Below are 18,327 nucleotides of genomic sequence, written 5' to 3'. Positions count from 1 at the left end.
CTTTAACATGGCTTTAGTATAACCAAATTTTGAAATAAAGTCTGTTGCAAATACAACAAAATGGTGTAAGATATAAGAAATTATTTTTTTGAACATGTTCTGGATAAATTGATAGAAAGGGATTGTAGAAATGACACCAGTGACACTTTTTTCATACATAACTCCTGAAGAACAGGAACGTATGCGCATCTGTTTCGATATGCATGAAGCAGTCTATCGGAATAATGAGACTGTGATGGAATATTCCAGTTCCATGAAAAAAATAGGTTTGATCCTGGAAGGTCAGGCAGTTCTTTATTGCATTGATGAAGATGGAAATCAATATATGATAGATAACCTGAAAAAGGATAGTGTTTTCGGCGAACCATTCCTTTTACCTGAAGAATCCCAGCACTATTATGTCTGTGCAAAATCCGAAACAAGAGTGCTGTTTATCGCCTATGAGCATGTGATTAAACGCTGCGAAAATGCCTGTAAATTCCATAGTCAGCTGGTAAGCAACCTGCTTCAGATGATTGCCCTGCGTGCCAGCCAGCAGGCCAACCGGATTTATGTGCTGTCAAGAAACAGCATCCGAAAGAAGATCATGACCTATTTAAATTCCATTGCCGCAGAAAAACAGACGAAAACGGTTATCTTGCCCATGTCCTACACCACTCTTGCCGAATACCTTAGTGTAGACCGCAGTGCCATGATGCGGGAGCTGAAGAACCTGGCAGATGAGGGGATTATAGAACGGGATGGGAAGAAATTGCGGATTTTGGATTGAAAATAGAGTGGGATATATAATTTTTATCAGTAAACGGTAACATTCTGATGGAAAATATAGTTGACGAGAAGAAGTTTGTACAACATAATAATAGAAGTATAGATGCTGTCATCTGAAAAGGTTTGTGGGTGGCGGTATGAGGGAGAACAAACAAATTGGAGGTTTTTACATGAAAGTACTAAATTACGGTTCATTAAACGTAGACTACGTGTATTCCGTAGATCACATCATTGTAGGCGGTGAAACCCAGCATTCTTCCAAGCTGGAAGTTTTCAGCGGGGGAAAAGGCTTGAACCAGTCTATTGCACTGGCGAAGGCTGGGGTGACGGTTTATCATGCGGGAATCGTGGGAACAGATGGAGATATTCTGTTGGATGCTTGTAAGGAAGCTGGTGTAAACACCAAATATATCCGCAGACTTCCGGTAAAGGGTGGTCATACCATGATCCAGGTGGACAAAAATGCCCAGAACTGCATCATTTTATACGGTGGAACCAACCAGATGCAGACAAAGGAATTTGTAGATGAGGTTCTTGCTGATTTTGGAGAAGGAGACTATCTGATCCTGCAGAATGAGATCAATATGCTGGACTACATTATTGACCAGGCTTATGAGAAAAAGATGAAGATTGTTATGAACCCGTCACCCTTTGATGACAAGCTGAGTACCTGTGATCTCAGTAAGGTTTATCTGTTTCTCGTAAACGAAATTGAAGGTGAACAGATCACTGGCTGCAAGGATAAAGATCAGATCCTGGATGCCATGGCTGCGAAATTTCCTAATGCACGTTTCGTGCTTACACTTGGAAGTGACGGCGCTGTTTATTACGATGGAAAAGAAAAAGTTTTCCAGGATATTTTCAAGGTAAAAGCTGTGGATACCACAGCAGCTGGTGATACATTTACAGGATATTTCATTGCAGCAGTTACCGCGGGCAGATCCATCCAGGAGGCGCTGAGAATGGCTGCAAAGGCCTCCTCCATTGCTGTTTCAAGACCAGGCGCTACACCGTCCATTCCGAGAGCGGATGAAGTGAAGAAAGAGCTGGGAATGTTGTAAATTGTGAATTACATAAGAGTGTATCGGTGTGCGGCAGTCGCCAAAGTCCATGCTTGCATGAGGCCTTGGTGACTGCCACGTTTTTTTTCAGAGAACAAGTCTTATTCACCGGAGCGGTTGCCTGGCTCTGGATAGTCTTGGCAACCGTCTCCATAACGCGCAAAATTTATATTATGTTTTACATACTGTTTATAAATGTTTATATAAACGTTTACATAAATGCACTAATGGATGGTTGGGAATACATAGATTTTATAGTAAAAACTTACTAAAATCACAACAAAAACATTGTTCATTCATACAAAATAACACATAAAACTAAAAAGATTATTGAAATATTTATGCAAACGTTTATAATCAAATTATCAACAGTTCGGAGAGAAAACCGAACAAAAATAGATCTTAATTATATTTCAAGGAGGACGTATTTATGAAAGCAAGAAAAGCAATGGCATTAGCAATGACAGCAGCGATGGTTGGAGGTTTAATGACAGTTCCGGTAATGGCTGAAGAGAATGCAAAATTACTTCCAGGCGGCGGAAGCAAGATCATTTACTGTATCACACCTTCCACATCTAACCCATTCTTCAACACAGAGCAGGTAATTGCGAAAGAAAAAGCTGAAGAACTTGGATACGAAGTAAAATGTGCTTCCCACGATGACGACGCTGCTACACAGCTTGAGCTTTTCGAAGCAGCTATCAACGATGGCGCAGCAGCAATCATTTGCGATAACGCTGGTGCAGATGCTTCCATCGAAGCAGTTCAGAAAGCATATGACGCTGGAATCCCGACTTTCCTTATCGACCGTGAGATCAACCAGTCCGGACTTGCAGTAGCACAGATCGTTGCAGATAACGCACAGGGTGCAGCAGCAATCGCAGAAGTATGGGTTGAGGCTATGAACTACGAAGGCAAATACGCAGAGCTCCTTGGACTTGAATCCGATACAAACTGCCAGGTTCGTTCTGATAACTACCATTCTGTAATTGATGAGTATGAGGATCTTGAGATGGTAGCTCAGCAGTCCGCTAACTGGGATCAGACAGAAGCTTATGAGAAGACAGAAGCAATCCTTCAGTCCAATCCAGAGATCACCGGTATTATCTGCGGTAATGACACAATGGCATGTGGTGCTGTTCAGGCTTGCCTGGATGCAGGACGTAACGACATTAAGATCATCGGTCTTGACGGATCTGACGAAGCAAACGCTTACATCAAATCTGGTGACATGGTTGGTACCGCTCTTCAGCAGATCGCTCTGATCACTGAGATGGCAGTTGAGCAGGCAGACGCTTACCTTAACGGTACAGCTCCGGAAGAAGAGAAACAGCTTGTTCCTTGTGTAGCAATCACAGCTGACAACACAGATTGCCTGAACGCATTTGTTTACACAGAACCAGAAGCTAAATAATCTGGCTGCCAGGAAACAGATTTTTATAAAAAATGAACGAGTGTTTGAAAAATTATTCGCACAATCTGCATGCCCCGCTTTGTGGTATATTTTGCAGAAAGTCTTTTTAAACACGCTTTGGAAGGCGGTGCGCCAGCGCCGCCTTTTATAATAGAAAGCAGGGAGAGATGATTATGAAAAGCAGAAGAATTTTGGCAGTTCTGGCCGCATGTACAGCAGTAACCTTTACCGGCTGTGGTGTTGTAACTGTAGTGCCCATTGGCGAAGAAGCTTCTTATACAGGAAAACAGGAATTTGATTCCGCAGCAGAGTCCCAGGGTGACTGGGGAGCCGTTGTAGCGGACATTTCCGATAAGGCACAGGATCTTTCTGAATTATTAAATGGTGATGGTATTACAGAAACAACTGCAGTAAAAGGCACAGGAAAAATCAAAGAATACAATACAGACACCCCGAAACATTATTTGATAGTAGAACTGGATGGATATACCGGAACTACAGAGGTTCAGGTCCGGACAGATGGACCGAACTCCAGCACAGCCATCCGTGACCTTCAGTCTCTGAAGAATTTTGAAAGCTTTACCAACCAGACAGAATGGTCAAGCTATGGAAAAGAACTGAACAAGCAGGCGCTTGCACAGGTAATTGACCCACTTGGAATCGACGAAAATGTAGTTGGCAAGACTGTTACATTTACAGGCGGCGCAGAAGCCGGTACAGATGCAGTATCTGTTACAGCAGTTGAGCTGACGATTGAATAAAAGGAGGAAGCATTATGTTTGATGATCCGAATGTTGTTCTCCATTGTGAAAAAATTGATAAAATTTATCCCGGAACCAAAGCTCTGGATCAGGTTTCCTTCGATCTTCTGAAAGGAAAGGTAAACGTTCTGATCGGTGAGAACGGTGCCGGAAAATCCACCCTGATGAAGATGATTGCCGGAATCGAGCAGCCTTCAGCGGGTAAGATGTACATGGACGGCCAGGAGGTTTACTTCAAGGATACCAATGCAGCCCGTGCAAAAGGTATCGGAATCATCCACCAGGAACTTTCTCTTTTCCCGAATATGACAGTTTACCAGAATATTTTTATGGGACATGAGAAAAAGAAAGGCTTTTTCCTGGATGACAAGGCCCATTCAGAGGGTGCGAAAAAAATCCTGCAGCGTCTGGAACATGAAATTCCACCGGAAACCATGGTCGGAGACCTTCGTGTAGGACAGCAGCAGATGGTGGAAATTGCACGAAACTTGAACCAGGATGACTTACGTGTTCTGATCATGGATGAGCCTACTTCCTCTCTTTCCGCTGCAGAGGTTAAGGTACTTTTCAAGATTATGAGAGAGCTTCTGGAAGCCGGAATTTCCATCGTATATATTTCCCATCGTCTGGAAGAAATCATGGAGATTGGCGATCACGTTACCATTCTTCGTGATGGAAAATACGTTGCAGATGCTGATGTAAAGGACATTGAGCTCAGCTGGATCGTAGAGAATATGGTTGGAAAGAACACCCAGTATCACCGCTTTGAGAGAAGCATTGACCTTTCCAAACAGCCGAAGGTGCTGGAAATTAAGGATATGTGCCTTCCGAAAAAAGGCGGCGGCTGGACTCTTGACCACGTAAGCCTGGATCTGAAAAAGGGCGAGGTCCTTGGTGTTTACGGACTTCTGGGAGCTGGACGAAGCGAGCTGTTTGAGTGTCTGATGGGACTTCATCCGGAGCACACCGGTGATGTACTCTATGAGGGCAAAAAGTTAAATATCAAAGATGTTGCCGCCCAGATCAAAAACGGTTTTGCTCTTGTACCTGAGGATCGTCAGAGCCAGGGTCTGATCCAGACTCTTGATATCGGCAAGAATACCGCTATTTCTTCTATGAAAGATTATGTAAAAGGTCTGTTCCTTGACGAGAAAGCAGAGAATGCGGCAGTTGACGAGCAGATCAAGGATATCCATATTAAAGTGGCGGACAAGAGACTTCCAATCCTGTCACTGTCCGGTGGAAACCAGCAGAAGGTTGTAATCGGCAAAGGACTTTTGACCAAGCCGAAGATCTTACTTCTGGATGAGCCTTCCCGTGGTATTGATATCGGTGCGAAGACTGAGGTCTTTGAGATCATTCACGACCTTGCGGAAAAAGGACTTTCCATTATCGTTATCTCATCTGAGCTGAAAGAGATCATGGCAATCGCAGACAGGATCGTTGTATTGTCAAATGGCAAAAAGACCGGCGAGTTGACCGGAGATGAGATCACAGAAGACACACTTGTACGTACATCTTATGCCGGACTTGGAACCGGAAGAAATGCGTAAGCCGGGGAGGAGCAGAACAATGAATAACAAAAAATCAAATAATAATCAGTTGTTAATGACACTGTTAAAAGGACGTACCTTTATTGTACTGGTACTCCTGGTCATCTTTTTTACCATTGTAAAAGGAACCACATTCCTGTCAGCATCTACACTGACCATGGTTGCCAAGCACGTAGCCCTGTATGGAATCCTTGCACTTGGTATGACCTTCGTAATCATTACCGGCGGTATTGACCTTTCCGTTGGTTCTGTAGTCGGACTTGTTGGTATGCTTGCCGGTGGTATGATCCAGGAAGGTATTACACTGAAATTTGCAGGTGTAACCCTTTACTTCAGCGTTCCGGTAATCATTATTACCATGCTGGTTGTTGGATGCATCATCGGTGCAGTTAACGGTCTTATTGTAACAAAATTAGGTGTAGCACCATTTATCGCTACCCTTGGTACCATGTACATCTGCCGTGGTTTTGCGAACCTTCGTTCCAACGGTGCAACATTCTCTGATATCAAGGGCTATGACGGACTTGGCAACACAGGCTTCAAGATCCTTGGAAGCAATATTGCCGGCATTCCTACCGGTGTTTACATTTTCGCAGTGCTTGCAATTATTTCCGTTATCATCCTGAAGAAGCTTCCATTTGGATGGTATGTACTTGCAGTCGGCGGTAACGAGAAATCTGCCCGTCTTTCCGGTATCAAAGCAGACAAGATCAAAATTATCGTTTACATGATCTCCGGCTTCTGTGCAGCATGGGTTGGTATGATCAACACCGCACAGCTTTCCGCAGCACATCCTGCATCTGGTGATGGCTGGGAAATGAACGCCATCGCAGCTACCGTACTTGGTGGTACTTCCATGAGCGGTGGTTCCGGAACCATTATCGGAACTGTAGTCGGTGCATTTGTTATCGGTGTTATCAATGATGGTATGACAATGTGTGGTGTATCCGAGTTCTGGCAGAAGGTTATCCGTGGTCTGGTTATCATCCTTGCAGTCGTAATCGACCAGACACAGAGAAATCTTCAGGCGAAGATGGCACTTCAGGCAAGAAACGAGAACAAATAATTAGGTAACCAACAAAATCTTTCTTAATGTTAAAATAATTTGAAAAGTTGAAAAAAATCCGAAAAAGATTTATAGTAATAATCAGAGATGCAGGAGGAATAGCATGAAAAAATCAGGGATTTTAAATGCCCAGCTGATCCGTTGTATCGCAGAGCTGGGACATAAAGATCTGTTTATGATCGGTGATGCAGGAATGCCCATTCCAAAGGGCGTGGAGATTGTAGACCTGGTTGTATGCGGAGGGGTTCCCACCTTTAAACAGGTGATGGATGCAGTGCTGGCGGAGACAGAAGTGGAAGCCTACACCATTGCAAATGAGATTGAGGAAAAAAATCCGGAGCTTCTTGCATATATTCAGCAGAGCCTTCCTGAGGCAGAGGAGAGCAGAATTGACCACGTAGATCTGAAAAAGATGTCTGCACAGTGCAAATTTGCAATCCGTACAGGTGAGTTTACACCTTATCCGAACATAATTTTAAGAGCGGGAGTTGCATTCCCGGCATAAAATGATCAGAGAAGACGCTGCGAATAACAGGTGATAGCTTGTTTTTGCAGTGTCTTTTTTTCGCAGATGTATGGCATTATTTTACCGACAGAGGAGGAACTAAAATGAAAGTGAGTGTGAGAAAAATCAGTGAGATCACAGGATTTTCTCCGGCAACTGTTTCAAATGCACTAAACTACAAAAAAGGCGTGAATGCTGAGACATCTGCGAAGATTTTTAAAGTGGCGCAGGATCTTGGGTATTTTGAGGAAAATCATATCCGCAAAATAAAATTTGTCATGTTTAAGCGGGATGGTGCTGTGGTTGAGGATTCCCCCTTTTTTATCCAGCTGATTTCCGGGGTGGAACAGGAATGCCGCGCCTGTGGAATGGAAATGCAGATGTGTAATCTGGACAAAAGAGATCCTGGATACCAGGAACAGGCGAAGTGGATCATGAATGACAAGGCGTCGGCGGTGATCCTTCTGGGAACAGAGATGGTGGATGCGGACATTGACCTGATCCGCGGGATGACCTGCCCGTTTATTGTGATTGATTACTGGAAAGAGGATATGAGCTTTGATGCCATGCTGATCAATAATGCAGATTCTGCGCGTATGGCTACAGAGTATCTCATTGCCAATGGGCATAAGGAGATTGGTTATCTGCGGGGAGATTTCAGAATCAAACCTTTCCGGTCCCGTTTTGCAGGATATCAGACAGCGCTGCAAAAGGCGGGATTTCCCCTGAATAAGGACTATATTTTTACAATGGCAACTACCATCGACGGTGCTTACGAAAATATGAAACGGTATTTGTCTGAGAAGGTGAAGCTGCCTACAGCTTTCTTCGCAGACAACGATATGATCGCGCTGGGGGCTATGAAAGCTATGGCAGAGTTTGGAATCCGGATTCCGGAGGACATATCTATTGTGGGATTTGACGACCTTACTTTTTCCTCAATTTCTTATCCGCCTCTGACCACGCTCCGGGTGCCGAAGCAGGAGATGGGAAGAGCCGTTGTAAGGCGGTTGCGGAATATTCTGAAAGATAATGACGGGATTAAGATCAAGATGCAGATGTGTACGCAGTTTATTGAGAGGGAAAGCGTGAAGAAGATATAAGAGGTACACAGTTGGGCAACTGATATTCCACGCAGGTCGGTGCAACGCTCCGGTGAACTAACGGTCAACTCTGGCTAAGACGTTCGGGAAAGCCCTCACGCCTAAGTCTATGCAGGTTGTGGATTTTACCTACGCTAAGAGCGCACCTAAAATGACATGCTTAGGAATAGCAGTTGCCCAACTGCTGTGTATTGGCGGAAACTGGATGGAATCCAAGTTTTACTTTACATTAATTTTTAATTGCCTTCATAATTGCGTCATACAGCTCGTCATATGTTTCATAAGCCGGAATCTCCGGATATTCAGCCTTGATAGCATCCGTGCTCTTGAACAGGAATCCTGCTTTACTTGCCTGGATCATGCCAAGGTCGTTGTGGCTGTCACCGCTGGCAATGGTGTCGTAGCCGATGAACTGCAGGGCTTTCACAGTGGTGTATTTGGACTTTTCGCAGCGCATTTTGAAATCAGTAATTTCGCCATTTTCGCCCACTACCAGTGTGTTGCAGAAGATGGTAGGATAGCCCAGCTTTTTCATAAGAGGACCTGCGAACTGGGAAAAAGTGTCACTGAGGATGATAACCTGGGTCTGTGCTCTTAATTTGTCCAGAAATTCCCTGGCGCCTGGAAGCGGGTCGATCTTGGCGATAGTCTCCTGGATTTCTTTCAGGCCAAGACCATGCTCTTTCAGAATGTTCAGGCGGTATTTCATTAATTTATCGTAATCAGGCTCGTCTCTTGTGGTTCGTTTCAGCTCCGGAATGCCGGTCTCTTCGGCAAATGCGATCCAGATCTCCGGGACAAGCACACCTTCTAAGTCTAGGCAGACAATTTCCATAATCTCCTCCGTTCTGCAGCTGTAAAGATTGCTGCAATTGAATTTTATAGTGTTTTTCAAATCTCAATGTCAGATAAAGGGAAAGCGGTTAGGATGGTTGCTTTCACACATTATCTTATTATAGCGTAAAAAAGCCGGGAACGCTATACCTAAATTGATAATGTGAGAATGGAATGTTCCCTGTGGTTACTGTTCACTCCGTGACCAGTAACTCGCTTCGCGATGCACAGAAAAACGAACCTTCTTGTGACAAGCACAAGAAGTAGCGTTTGCTGCGCAAACTTAATTCTCGGGTTTTTTGTGAACTTTGTTCACAAAAAACACCTCGCGGAATGTTACCAGTGAACAGTAACTCCCTGTGAACTGCGGCTGAAATGTATAATTGTCGGAAATTAGTGGAAAACAGCGAAAAAATGTCTGGTAGAAATTTGTCGCTTATATTGCCGTTCCGTGAAAAATGTGGTATATTATTAATATCTGTAGTAATATTAGACAAAATAAACAGAATAATAATGGCAGGAGTGGTTAAAATGTATAACGAAGAGTACAAGCGCTGGATGGCAGCGGATCTCGAGGATGCAGATCTGAAACCAGAATTATCTAAGATTGAAGGAAACGACGAAGAAATTAAAGATCGTTTTGCAGTAGCTCTGAAATTTGGTACAGCAGGACTCCGTGGAGTTCTTGGAGCAGGTACCAACCGTATGAATATCTATGTAGTGCGTCAGGCTACACAGGGGCTTGCTAACTGGGTGAAGACTCAGGGCGGCACTCAGACCGTTGCAATCAGCTACGACAGCCGTCTGAAGAGTGATATATTTGCGAAAACAGCAGCAGGAGTTCTGGCTGCCAATGACATTAAGGTCAGAATTTATGATGCATTAATGCCTGTACCGGCCCTTTCCTTTGCGACACGCTACTATGAGTGCAACGCGGGTATTATGGTTACCGCATCTCATAACCCTGCTAAATATAATGGATACAAGGCTTACGGCCCGGATGGCTGCCAGATGACAGATGATGCTGCAGCTATCGTTTATGATGAGATCCAGAAGACAGACATTCTGACAGGCGCGAAATACATGTCCTTTGCAGAGGGCGTTGAGGAAGGCCTGATTCGCTTTGTTGGTGACGATTGCAAACGTGCTCTTTACGATGCAATCGAGTCACGCCAGGTTCGTCCAGGTCTTTGTAAGACAGCAGGACTGAAGCTGGTTTACAGCCCGCTGAATGGTTCCGGACTTGTGCCGGTAACCCAGATCCTGAAGGATATCGGAATCACAGATGTAACGATTGTTCCGGAACAGGAATACCCGAACGGCTATTTTACCACATGCAGCTACCCGAACCCGGAGATTTTCGCAGCGCTGGAGCAGGGACTGAAGCTTGCCAAGGAGACAGGAGCAGATCTTATGCTTGCTACTGACCCGGATGCAGACCGTGTTGGTATTGCCATGAAATGCCCGGACGGTTCCTATGAGCTGGTAAGTGGTAATGAAGTGGGAGTTCTTCTTCTTGACTATATTGCAGCTGGCCGTATCGAGAAAGGCACAATGCCGAAGAACCCGGTTGCAGTGAAATCTATCGTTTCCACACCTCTTGCAGATGCAGTTGCAGAGCACTATGGTGTAGAGCTTAGAAGCGTACTTACCGGATTTAAGTGGATCGGTGACCAGATCGCACAGCTTGAGGCTGCTGGTGAAGTGGACCGTTTCATTTTCGGATTTGAAGAGAGCTATGGATACCTTGCAGGACCGTATGTACGTGATAAGGATGCCATTATCGGATCCATGCTGATCTGCGAAATGGCTGCATACTACAGAAGCATTGGAAGCTCCTTGAAGCAGAGACTTGAGGAGATTTACGCACAGTATGGCCGTTACCTGAACAAGGTTGACAGCTTTGAATTCCCGGGACTCAGCGGAATGGACACTATGGCAGGAATCATGCAGAAATTCCGTGACAACCCGCCGGCAGACATTGCAGGCTACAAGGTAGTGAAGGTTACCGATTATAAGAAGCCTGAGGAGACCGGTCTTCCAGCAGCAAATGTTCTCATTTACAAACTGGAGAATAACGAGACAGTAGTTGTTCGTCCATCCGGAACAGAGCCGAAGATTAAGATTTATTACACTACACTGGGTAAAGATCTTGCAGAGGCAGAAGCTGAGAAAGAGAAGCTGGCTAAGGCATTGGAGCCGATGATGGCTTAAGGCTTAAGCGAAGTATATAATCGTATAGTGAATAATCGCCCCTTGCGGAATGATTCTGCAGGGGGCTTTTTGCGCTGTTTGTAAATTTTTTCTTTATTTGAAGTGAAAATCCCCATTAAGTCGTTGATTACAGTAAAGGGCAGACCATATTGTATAATGCTTGAAAAGAAAACGAGGTGACAATTTATGCTGACGCTGTTATTTATCATTTTAATGTTTGGTATATTTGGCAAAATGATCGGACTTGCCTTCCGCGCAACCTGGGGAATTACGAAAATCTTTTTTCGTCTGATATTCCTTCCCCTTGTCCTGATCGGATTAGTTCTGGGAGGTCTGATCTACATAGCACTTCCCCTTCTTGTGATAGTTGGGATTATCATGCTGGTATTGATGTAATATATTGATAGAATAAAAAATAGATGAAAATACAATCGAAAATATGTTCACTTTGCCAGATGACAAAAAGCGACAGATATGGTAGTATAGATACATCAACGAAAGAGAAATACGAAAAACACTTAAGAAATCTGAAATACGAAAGAAAGCAATAAAGCACAAAAGAATCTGAAAATACAAAAGAACTTAGAAGTACGAAAGTTCTGTGTTTCACCAAAGATTTGTAAATTACTAAAGATTCATAAGCCGCTAAAGATCAACCAAAATACCTAAGATCAATAAGAAGACGAAAGATTTTCGAAACACATCCGATAAAATTATAACAAGACACATCAGAAAAAATGGCTGGGAACTAGTTTCCCAGCCATAAATCATAACAATATCTAACCGATTCCCATTTATAATGACATCTACTCAGAGTAAGTTAAATTGGAAATTTATAGCCCTTTTACTTGAAATAATGTATACTGAAAGAATATGAAGACAAAAACGAAATAAAAATATCGGGAATATATAATGAATACACAAGATGCAATAGAACTTCTGGGGATTGTCCCAGAAGATGATGAAAGAGAAATTAAGCGAAAATATCATAAGATGATCAGCCGTTTTCATCCGGACTCATTGAATGAAGTAAGGGAAGCTCATATTCAGCGTGCACAGGAGATAAATGAAGCGTATCGGATACTGAGCCAGAGCGATAGCCGGGAAATGCAGAACGCATATGGAACGGAAGTTTATGGAACAGAGGCTCATGGCACAGACAATCATAAATCTGGGAAGAGGGAACAGCATCAGGAATGGTCTGGTGAATGGAACGAGGCTGCTTTTATACCAAGGAATATTTATCTGCACTATAGTATGAATCTTTCTGAAGAAGAACGAAAGGAAGCCCAGGGGAAACTGTATTATCAGGCTGCCTGTGGAAAATATATGTGGGATCCGGAGGAAGAGGATTTCGCGCTTTTTCTTACCAGTATTCGTCATGCAGCGGCAGTCCTCCTTGAGAGAACGGAGAATGCCGTAAACGCAGAAGACTTATCTTCTGTACCAGATTTGAAGGAATACCGTTTTCGCATCCAGGCGAAGCTGTTTGAATATCTTTCTATGCAATATGTGAACCCATTACTGGTTCTGGATTCCCTGATGAAACCAGAGAGCACAGATAGAAAAGGTCAGAGAATTTATCGGGCTAAAGCATTTCTGGCGGCAGAAGCCGCATCCCCGGAAGGCAGGCTTATAGCAAGCTTGCAGTCTGGCGAATATCTGTTTCCAAAAGCTTTCCATGGGAATCAGATTCAGCTTATGAATAAAGACAAACAGGTATTGGGGTATCTTCATATGGAAGATGACCGGCTGTATTTTTGCATTATTCCTCTTCTGAAGAGGCATGCAGCGCAGGTGAAATTTCTGGTGCAGGAAGAAGGCGGTGGAACAAATGAAAAAAATGAAGGAATTAATAATACGACGAATAGTAGTAACTTCAGAAATAGCGGCAGAGGAATAAAGCGTGGAAACAATAAGCTGAAAGTTAATATAGATTTCTATTTTCGTTTAGAGGATGAGAACTATACGTATAATAGTTCAGAGCTTAATTTGAAAATTGCAGAAATATTGAATGGATATGAGAAGTATTTGCGAAAATATGATCCGGAACAGGACCAGTTTTGTGATCTGTTTGCCCGCCTGTCCCGCTCGAATTTTCGCAGTCGTTTTCATCTGAAGGACAAGGATATACAGTATATCCGGGAGAAAGGAATGGATACCATCCGCAGTCATGCCTCAGATTTTGTGCGAACACGTCTGGCTCCGGCTCAGATTCCCAATGATGGCAAACAGACTCCAATGCGCGGGCACCCTGTATTCCTGGCTCAGCATGCTACTGGCTGCTGCTGTCGGGGATGCTTGTATAAGTGGCATAGAATTCCAGCAGGAGTGCAGCTCACAGAAGAGCAGCAGGAATACATAGTAGATGTGTTGATGGCGTGGATTGAGAGAGAATATAACAGAAATGCATAGGGCTATGAAGTTGGTTTTATATATACAATCGGTAACATTAAGGTATATGAAATATATAGTTTAACAGGAATTTTGAGAAGATAAGAATGGGGAACGGTTTATGAGAATATTTCACTTATCAGATTTACACATTGGCTTGAAATTAATCAATCGTGATCTCAGAGAAGATCAGGAATATATACTGGATCAAATAATTCAGAAGGCCGCAGAGAAAGTACCTGATGCGATCGTGATCGCAGGGGACATCTATGACAAAGCAGTTCCGTCTGCAGAAGCAGTGGAGGTGTTTGATCATTTTATCGGAAAGCTGCGAAATGCAGTTTCGGATTCTGTAATTATGATGATCAGTGGAAACCACGACAGCGCGCCCCGCGTGAACTGCTTTCGAAGTGTACTTGATCGTCAGAAAATTTATATGATCGGAATGCCGCCGCAGACAGAAGAAGATCAGATTGAGAAAGTGGTACTTCAGGATGAATATGGTCCGGTGAATTTTTATTTGCTTCCCTTTGTGAAGCCTTCCATGGTGAAGCTGATCACTGGTACAGACGAGAATGGAAATAATCTTTCTTACAATGATACGATCCACAGACTGATAGAACGTGAACAGGTTGACATAAACCAGAGAAACATTCTGGTCAGCCATCAATTCTATCTGCCTATGGGGGAGAGTGCAGAAGAAGTTGAACGAATGGACTCTGAGATCCGGACAGTAGGAAATATTGACCAGGTGTCAGCCGATATTCTGCAGAAATTTGACTATGCGGCACTGGGACATATTCATAAGCCAATGAAAGCAGGCGGCGAGTTTTATCGCTATTGTGGAACGCCGCTGGCATGCTCTGTAAGTGAAGCAGGTCAGAATAAAGGAATTATAATGGTTGACATAAAACAAAAGGGCGAAATCACTACAGAAGTAATTCCACTGGAACCGCTGCGCCAGATAAAAGTGATCAAGGGAGATTTAGAGAGTGTTCTGGCACAGCGCTGTAAAGATTATGTGACAGTAATTCTTACGGATAAGGTGGATCTGGACGTAATTGATATGCAGGATCGTCTGCGTCTGGCTTTTCCAGGGCTTCTAGAGATACGCCGTGAGACTGTGCGGCAGGTTGATTATACCAGACATGCAGACAGTGAGCGTGAATTGAATCCATTTGAACTTTGCTGCCAGTTCCTCGGAAATGCAGATGCGGAAGAGCAGGAAATTCTTCAGGAGGTTATCAATACAGTACAGGAGGTGACGAAATGAGACCTGTGAAACTTATCATGCAGGCGTTTGGTTCCTACGGAAAACTGACACAGATCGATTTTCAGGAGCCGAATCAGAATCTGTTTCTTGTGACCGGAGACACCGGAGCAGGAAAAACAACTATATTTGATGCCCTTGTATTTGCTCTTTACGGTGAAGCCAGCTCCAGTACAAACAAGAAAGATGGTGTTGTACTGCAAAGCCAGTATGCAGAGTTGAACGTTGAACCATTTGTAGAGCTTGTTTTTTCCGAAGGGGCAGGAGAAAATAGCCTGCTGTATACTGTCCGCCGTGTTCCCAGACATCTGAAGCTTCTGACAAGAGGGGCGGGGAAAAATACAGGAAGTCGTGAAGTACCGGGGTCTGTCAGCCTGATCATGCCAGATGGTACCGAATATCCACAGAAGGAAGCTGACAGCAAGCTGGGGGAGATCCTCGGTCTTACCAAAAGCCAGTTTATGCAGGTTGCCATGATCGCTCAGGGAGAATTTATGGAGCTTCTTCGTGCAAAATCTGATGATAAGAAAGTCATCTTCCGGAAGCTGTTTAACACTGAATTATACCAGAATATTGTGGACGAGCTGATGAATCGCAAGCGTTCCCTGGAAAAAGAGATTGCCCAGATCAAAACTGCATGTCAGACTGAAGCTGCCCATGTGGTAATTCCCCAGGAATATGACCAGTGGCAGGAAATAGAAGGGCTAAAAAAGCAGGTTTTGAATGGGGAAATTGTAGTGATGGATTGCTTTCTGGATCATCTGGGCGAGTTATGCAGAACACTGGAGAAAAGTGTGAATTTTACCTCGAAAGAATTACAATCCGCATCAAAACTCCGCGACGAAAAAAGGGATATCTACAACAGTTCCATTCAGCTGACGAATTTATATGCGCAGCTGGAAAACGCTGAGGTTCAGCTTTCTGAATGTGGGAAAGTGGAAGCACAAATAGGGGAAAAGACCATTCTGTCAGAGAAAATTAAGAAAGCATACGAAATAAAAGGCGAATACGCACGCTGTCAGGATGTCTTGCGTAATATGCAGACATGTGAGAGTGCCTTAAAGGAGCAGCAGGAACGAGCTCCTTTATTAAAAGAACAGTCACAATCTGTCATTCAGACAGCGAAGGCGGTGAAAGAAACGGCAGAGAAGGAGCTTAAGGCGTACACCACTATTTATGAGCGCGTGAATAAAGAAGTGAAGCTCCTTAAGCAGATCAAGGAAGCAGAAAAAAGTGTAAAGACCAGCCAGCAAAATCTGACCGCAGCGCAGGCCGCAGACCGCAAAGCCAGAGAAGATCTGGAGAAAATGGAGAAGCAGGAAGCAGACTGGAGGGCTCAGTCAGAGAAGCTGACCGACACTAATGAGAAAATTGCTGTCTGGAAAGGGAAAAATCAGGAACTGGAAGTACTTGGCATTGAAGTACAAGAAACGGAAGATCTTCTTAAAGGTGTAGAAACACAGAAAAAACTGGCGAAGAAAGCACGAGAGACATACCAGAAGAATAGAACCAGATATGACGCAAAGAGCCAGGAATATGAGTCTATGCGGAGAATTTTTCTGGATGAGCAGGCTGGTTTTCTGGCACGCGAGCTTCAGCCGGGGAAACCATGTCCTGTATGCGGCGCAATAGAACATCCGAATCCATGCATAGCTTCTACCCTTCATAGAGATCTCACCCGTGAGCAATTGGAACTGGCAGAAAAAGAAGTTTCTGAGCTTCGAAACAGGCAGGAACAGTCTGCCGGTGAAGCAAGGTCAGCTGTGGATATAGTTGCAGAAAAAGAACGACTTTTGGAAGAGACAGGAAGGAAGCTGTGCACGCGTATTTTAAATGATCATGAGCAGTTCCCGGAAGCAGGAATGCTGGAAGTATTTGATTCTTTGGGAGACAATATAAAAAATTTCCAGGAGAGCAGAAATTCAGAAGTCTCTGGTGCAGCCCAGGATCAGATGGCGGATAAAGAGTGTAATTGGAATGCCTTGCTGAAGCAGATACAGACACTTCTTGGAACCTGGAAAACTTTATTACAGGAAGAGGGTACAAGACTTAATACAGCCCAGAAAACATTGCGTAATCTTCAGGATGCTCTGGGACAGGTAGAAGAGCGGAAGAAATCAGGAAAAACTGCCGTAGAGGAATGCGGACAAAAGCTGACTGAGGCAGCAGCGTCAGCCAAGAGCGCAGAAGCTCTTCTGAAGCAGTTGAATGATTCCCGGGAATATCCATCAGAAGAGGCGGCTATGACAGAGTTTAACCAGGCAAAAGGAAAATGGAAAGCTGCAGAAGCTGCTTCCAAGGAAGCTGAAAAGAAAGAAAAAGCGTCTTCTGAAGAGCTGGTTAACTGTACCAGCTTGATTAAACGATTTGAAGGGGAACTTCCAGATCACCAGAAGCTTTACCAGGAGCGGCAGGCCTTTTATCAGACTTTGATGAATGAGAAAAATATGACAGAGGCAGAATGGGCGGACATAGCAGAGAACTATACCCGTGAAACAGCGGAGCTTTTGCAAAAAGAAGCAGACAGCTGGCAGCGAAAAAAACTAGCCGCACAGACCACTGCAGAAACAGCTGGAAAAGCCATAGATGGCAGGAGCAAGCCGGATATGGAAGCTGCCAAGTCCCAGATGGAGGAAGCTGAGAAAGTACGGCTTCAGACTCAGACGAAACTGGAACTTTATAAAGAACAGTATAAAGCTGATAAAGAGGCATATGATATTCTTAGCCCTCAGATGGAGAAGCGAGGTAAAATCATTGAAAAGCATACCAAGCTGGAAACTCTTTATAAGCTGTTGTCTGGAAATATGTCCGGAAACCGTATGGATCTTGAAACCTATGTGCAGAGATATTACCTGGAGAAGATTCTTTATGCGGCCAATCGCCGCTTTGCGAATATGTCTGCCGGACAGTTTGAACTTCGTATGGTAGACGAGGAGAATGCGGGGAAAGGCAAGAATCGTGGTCTGGATCTTATGGTATATTCTAATGTTACCGGCAAAGAGCGTGAAGTCCGTACCCTTTCCGGAGGAGAATCCTTTATGGCAGCCCTGGCATTGGCACTTGGAATGGCAGATCAGATCCAGGAGAGCTCTGCAGCGATACATCTTGATGTAATGTTTGTGGATGAAGGCTTCGGTTCCCTTGATGAGCATTCCAGAGAACAGGCGGTAAAGGTTCTTCAGGAACTGGCGGGAGGAAGCAAGTTGATTGGAATTATTTCTCATGTGACCGAGCTGAAGCAGGAGATTGAAGATCAGCTGATCGTCAGCAAAGACGAGAAGGGAAGTCATGTGAAGTGGCAGATAAGCTAGTACATCGAATATTAAGTAACTGCCATATTGACTTGTCTGATTTTTCATCTGCTGCGTTGTCGTCGGTCGCCGG

Annotated in this window: 14 protein-coding genes; 13 read left to right on the top strand and 1 reads right to left on the bottom strand. The window is 44.1% G+C overall.

Annotated features, from left to right (window positions below; genetic code table 11):
- Positions 1 to 130 precede the first annotated feature (130 nt).
- The 8 genes from I2D69_RS02015 (at position 131) to I2D69_RS01980 (ending at position 8,231) form a co-directional block, all read left to right on the top strand.
- Complete coding sequence (locus I2D69_RS02015; RefSeq protein ID WP_148463207.1) at positions 131 to 769, top strand: Crp/Fnr family transcriptional regulator; 639 nt, start codon at positions 131 to 133, stop codon at positions 767 to 769.
- A 169-nt stretch (positions 770 to 938) separates the two neighbouring features.
- The gene (locus I2D69_RS02010) at positions 939 to 1,829 is read left to right on the top strand and encodes a ribokinase (protein ID WP_148463206.1); all 891 of its coding nucleotides are present in this window, start codon (positions 939 to 941) and stop codon (positions 1,827 to 1,829) included.
- 430 nt (positions 1,830 to 2,259) lie between these two features.
- Positions 2,260 to 3,243 (top strand): D-ribose ABC transporter substrate-binding protein, encoded by a 984-nt coding sequence (locus I2D69_RS02005; protein WP_195379308.1) that lies wholly within the window; start codon positions 2,260 to 2,262, stop codon positions 3,241 to 3,243.
- Positions 3,244 to 3,416: 173 nt separating this feature from the next.
- Positions 3,417 to 4,004, top strand: coding sequence for a DUF2291 family protein (locus I2D69_RS02000; protein ID WP_173716075.1), 588 nt, complete (start codon positions 3,417 to 3,419; stop codon positions 4,002 to 4,004).
- Between the two features lie 14 nt (positions 4,005 to 4,018).
- Positions 4,019 to 5,557, top strand: a complete 1,539-nt coding sequence (locus tag I2D69_RS01995; protein ID WP_148463203.1) for a sugar ABC transporter ATP-binding protein — start codon at positions 4,019 to 4,021, stop codon at positions 5,555 to 5,557.
- 19 nt (positions 5,558 to 5,576) lie between these two features.
- Positions 5,577 to 6,623 carry an ABC transporter permease gene (locus I2D69_RS01990; RefSeq protein ID WP_118582012.1) on the top strand — a complete coding sequence of 349 codons (1,047 nt, stop codon included), beginning with the start codon at positions 5,577 to 5,579 and terminating at the stop codon, positions 6,621 to 6,623.
- A 103-nt stretch (positions 6,624 to 6,726) separates the two neighbouring features.
- The gene (rbsD, locus tag I2D69_RS01985) at positions 6,727 to 7,128 is read left to right on the top strand and encodes a D-ribose pyranase (protein WP_173716076.1); all 402 of its coding nucleotides are present in this window, start codon (positions 6,727 to 6,729) and stop codon (positions 7,126 to 7,128) included.
- A gap of 104 nt (positions 7,129 to 7,232) precedes the next feature.
- Positions 7,233 to 8,231, top strand: a complete 999-nt coding sequence (locus I2D69_RS01980; RefSeq protein WP_173718360.1) for a LacI family DNA-binding transcriptional regulator — start codon at positions 7,233 to 7,235, stop codon at positions 8,229 to 8,231.
- 229 nt (positions 8,232 to 8,460) lie between these two features.
- On the opposite strand, the gene thrH is transcribed toward I2D69_RS01980, so the two are convergent.
- Positions 8,461 to 9,066: a bifunctional phosphoserine phosphatase/homoserine phosphotransferase ThrH gene (thrH, locus tag I2D69_RS01975; RefSeq protein ID WP_173716078.1), complete on the bottom strand. Its 606-nt coding sequence runs from the start codon at positions 9,064 to 9,066 to the stop codon at positions 8,461 to 8,463.
- A 530-nt stretch (positions 9,067 to 9,596) separates the two neighbouring features.
- On the opposite strand from thrH, the gene I2D69_RS01970 reads away from it, so the two are divergent.
- The 5 genes from I2D69_RS01970 to I2D69_RS01950 all read left to right on the top strand — a co-directional run bounded on the left by I2D69_RS01970 (position 9,597) and on the right by I2D69_RS01950 (position 18,254).
- Positions 9,597 to 11,279, top strand: coding sequence for a phospho-sugar mutase (locus I2D69_RS01970; protein ID WP_118582000.1), 1,683 nt, complete (start codon positions 9,597 to 9,599; stop codon positions 11,277 to 11,279).
- A gap of 186 nt (positions 11,280 to 11,465) precedes the next feature.
- A complete protein-coding gene (locus tag I2D69_RS01965; RefSeq protein WP_118581997.1) occupies positions 11,466 to 11,675 on the top strand; it encodes a hypothetical protein in 210 nt (69 codons plus the stop codon).
- Positions 11,676 to 12,191: 516 nt separating this feature from the next.
- Positions 12,192 to 13,694, top strand: a complete 1,503-nt coding sequence (locus I2D69_RS20655) for a DUF4186 family protein (RefSeq protein WP_173716079.1) — start codon at positions 12,192 to 12,194, stop codon at positions 13,692 to 13,694.
- 100 nt (positions 13,695 to 13,794) lie between these two features.
- Complete coding sequence (locus I2D69_RS01955; protein WP_173716080.1) at positions 13,795 to 14,946, top strand: exonuclease SbcCD subunit D; 1,152 nt, start codon at positions 13,795 to 13,797, stop codon at positions 14,944 to 14,946.
- Positions 14,943 to 18,254: an AAA family ATPase gene (locus tag I2D69_RS01950; RefSeq protein ID WP_173716081.1), complete on the top strand. Its 3,312-nt coding sequence runs from the start codon at positions 14,943 to 14,945 to the stop codon at positions 18,252 to 18,254. The genes I2D69_RS01955 and I2D69_RS01950 overlap by 4 nt, the downstream gene beginning before the upstream one ends.
- The last annotated feature ends 73 nt before the right edge of the window (positions 18,255 to 18,327 follow it).

The sequence above is a fragment of the Ruminococcus sp. D54t1_190329_F1 genome (assembly GCF_015551645.1).
GTDB lineage: Bacteria > Bacillota > Clostridia > Lachnospirales > Lachnospiraceae > Blautia_A > Blautia_A faecis.
This window is presented reverse-complemented; position numbering and strand designations above follow the sequence as displayed.

Excerpts from the sequence above, each read along its gene's own strand:
- I2D69_RS02015 (WP_148463207.1), top strand. The coding sequence starts at position 131 with ATGACACCAGTGACACTTTTTTCATACATAACTCCTGAAGAACAGGAA.
- I2D69_RS02010 (WP_148463206.1), top strand. The coding sequence starts at position 939 with ATGAAAGTACTAAATTACGGTTCATTAAACGTAGACTACGTGTATTCC.
- I2D69_RS02005 (WP_195379308.1), top strand. The coding sequence starts at position 2,260 with ATGAAAGCAAGAAAAGCAATGGCATTAGCAATGACAGCAGCGATGGTT.
- I2D69_RS02000 (WP_173716075.1), top strand. The coding sequence starts at position 3,417 with ATGAAAAGCAGAAGAATTTTGGCAGTTCTGGCCGCATGTACAGCAGTA.
- I2D69_RS01995 (WP_148463203.1), top strand. The coding sequence starts at position 4,019 with ATGTTTGATGATCCGAATGTTGTTCTCCATTGTGAAAAAATTGATAAA.
- I2D69_RS01990 (WP_118582012.1), top strand. The coding sequence starts at position 5,577 with ATGAATAACAAAAAATCAAATAATAATCAGTTGTTAATGACACTGTTA.
- rbsD (WP_173716076.1), top strand. The coding sequence starts at position 6,727 with ATGAAAAAATCAGGGATTTTAAATGCCCAGCTGATCCGTTGTATCGCA.
- I2D69_RS01980 (WP_173718360.1), top strand. The coding sequence starts at position 7,233 with ATGAAAGTGAGTGTGAGAAAAATCAGTGAGATCACAGGATTTTCTCCG.
- thrH (WP_173716078.1), bottom strand. The coding sequence starts at position 9,066 with ATGGAAATTGTCTGCCTAGACTTAGAAGGTGTGCTTGTCCCGGAGATC.
- I2D69_RS01970 (WP_118582000.1), top strand. The coding sequence starts at position 9,597 with ATGTATAACGAAGAGTACAAGCGCTGGATGGCAGCGGATCTCGAGGAT.
- I2D69_RS01965 (WP_118581997.1), top strand. The coding sequence starts at position 11,466 with ATGCTGACGCTGTTATTTATCATTTTAATGTTTGGTATATTTGGCAAA.
- I2D69_RS20655 (WP_173716079.1), top strand. The coding sequence starts at position 12,192 with ATGAATACACAAGATGCAATAGAACTTCTGGGGATTGTCCCAGAAGAT.
- I2D69_RS01955 (WP_173716080.1), top strand. The coding sequence starts at position 13,795 with ATGAGAATATTTCACTTATCAGATTTACACATTGGCTTGAAATTAATC.
- I2D69_RS01950 (WP_173716081.1), top strand. The coding sequence starts at position 14,943 with ATGAGACCTGTGAAACTTATCATGCAGGCGTTTGGTTCCTACGGAAAA.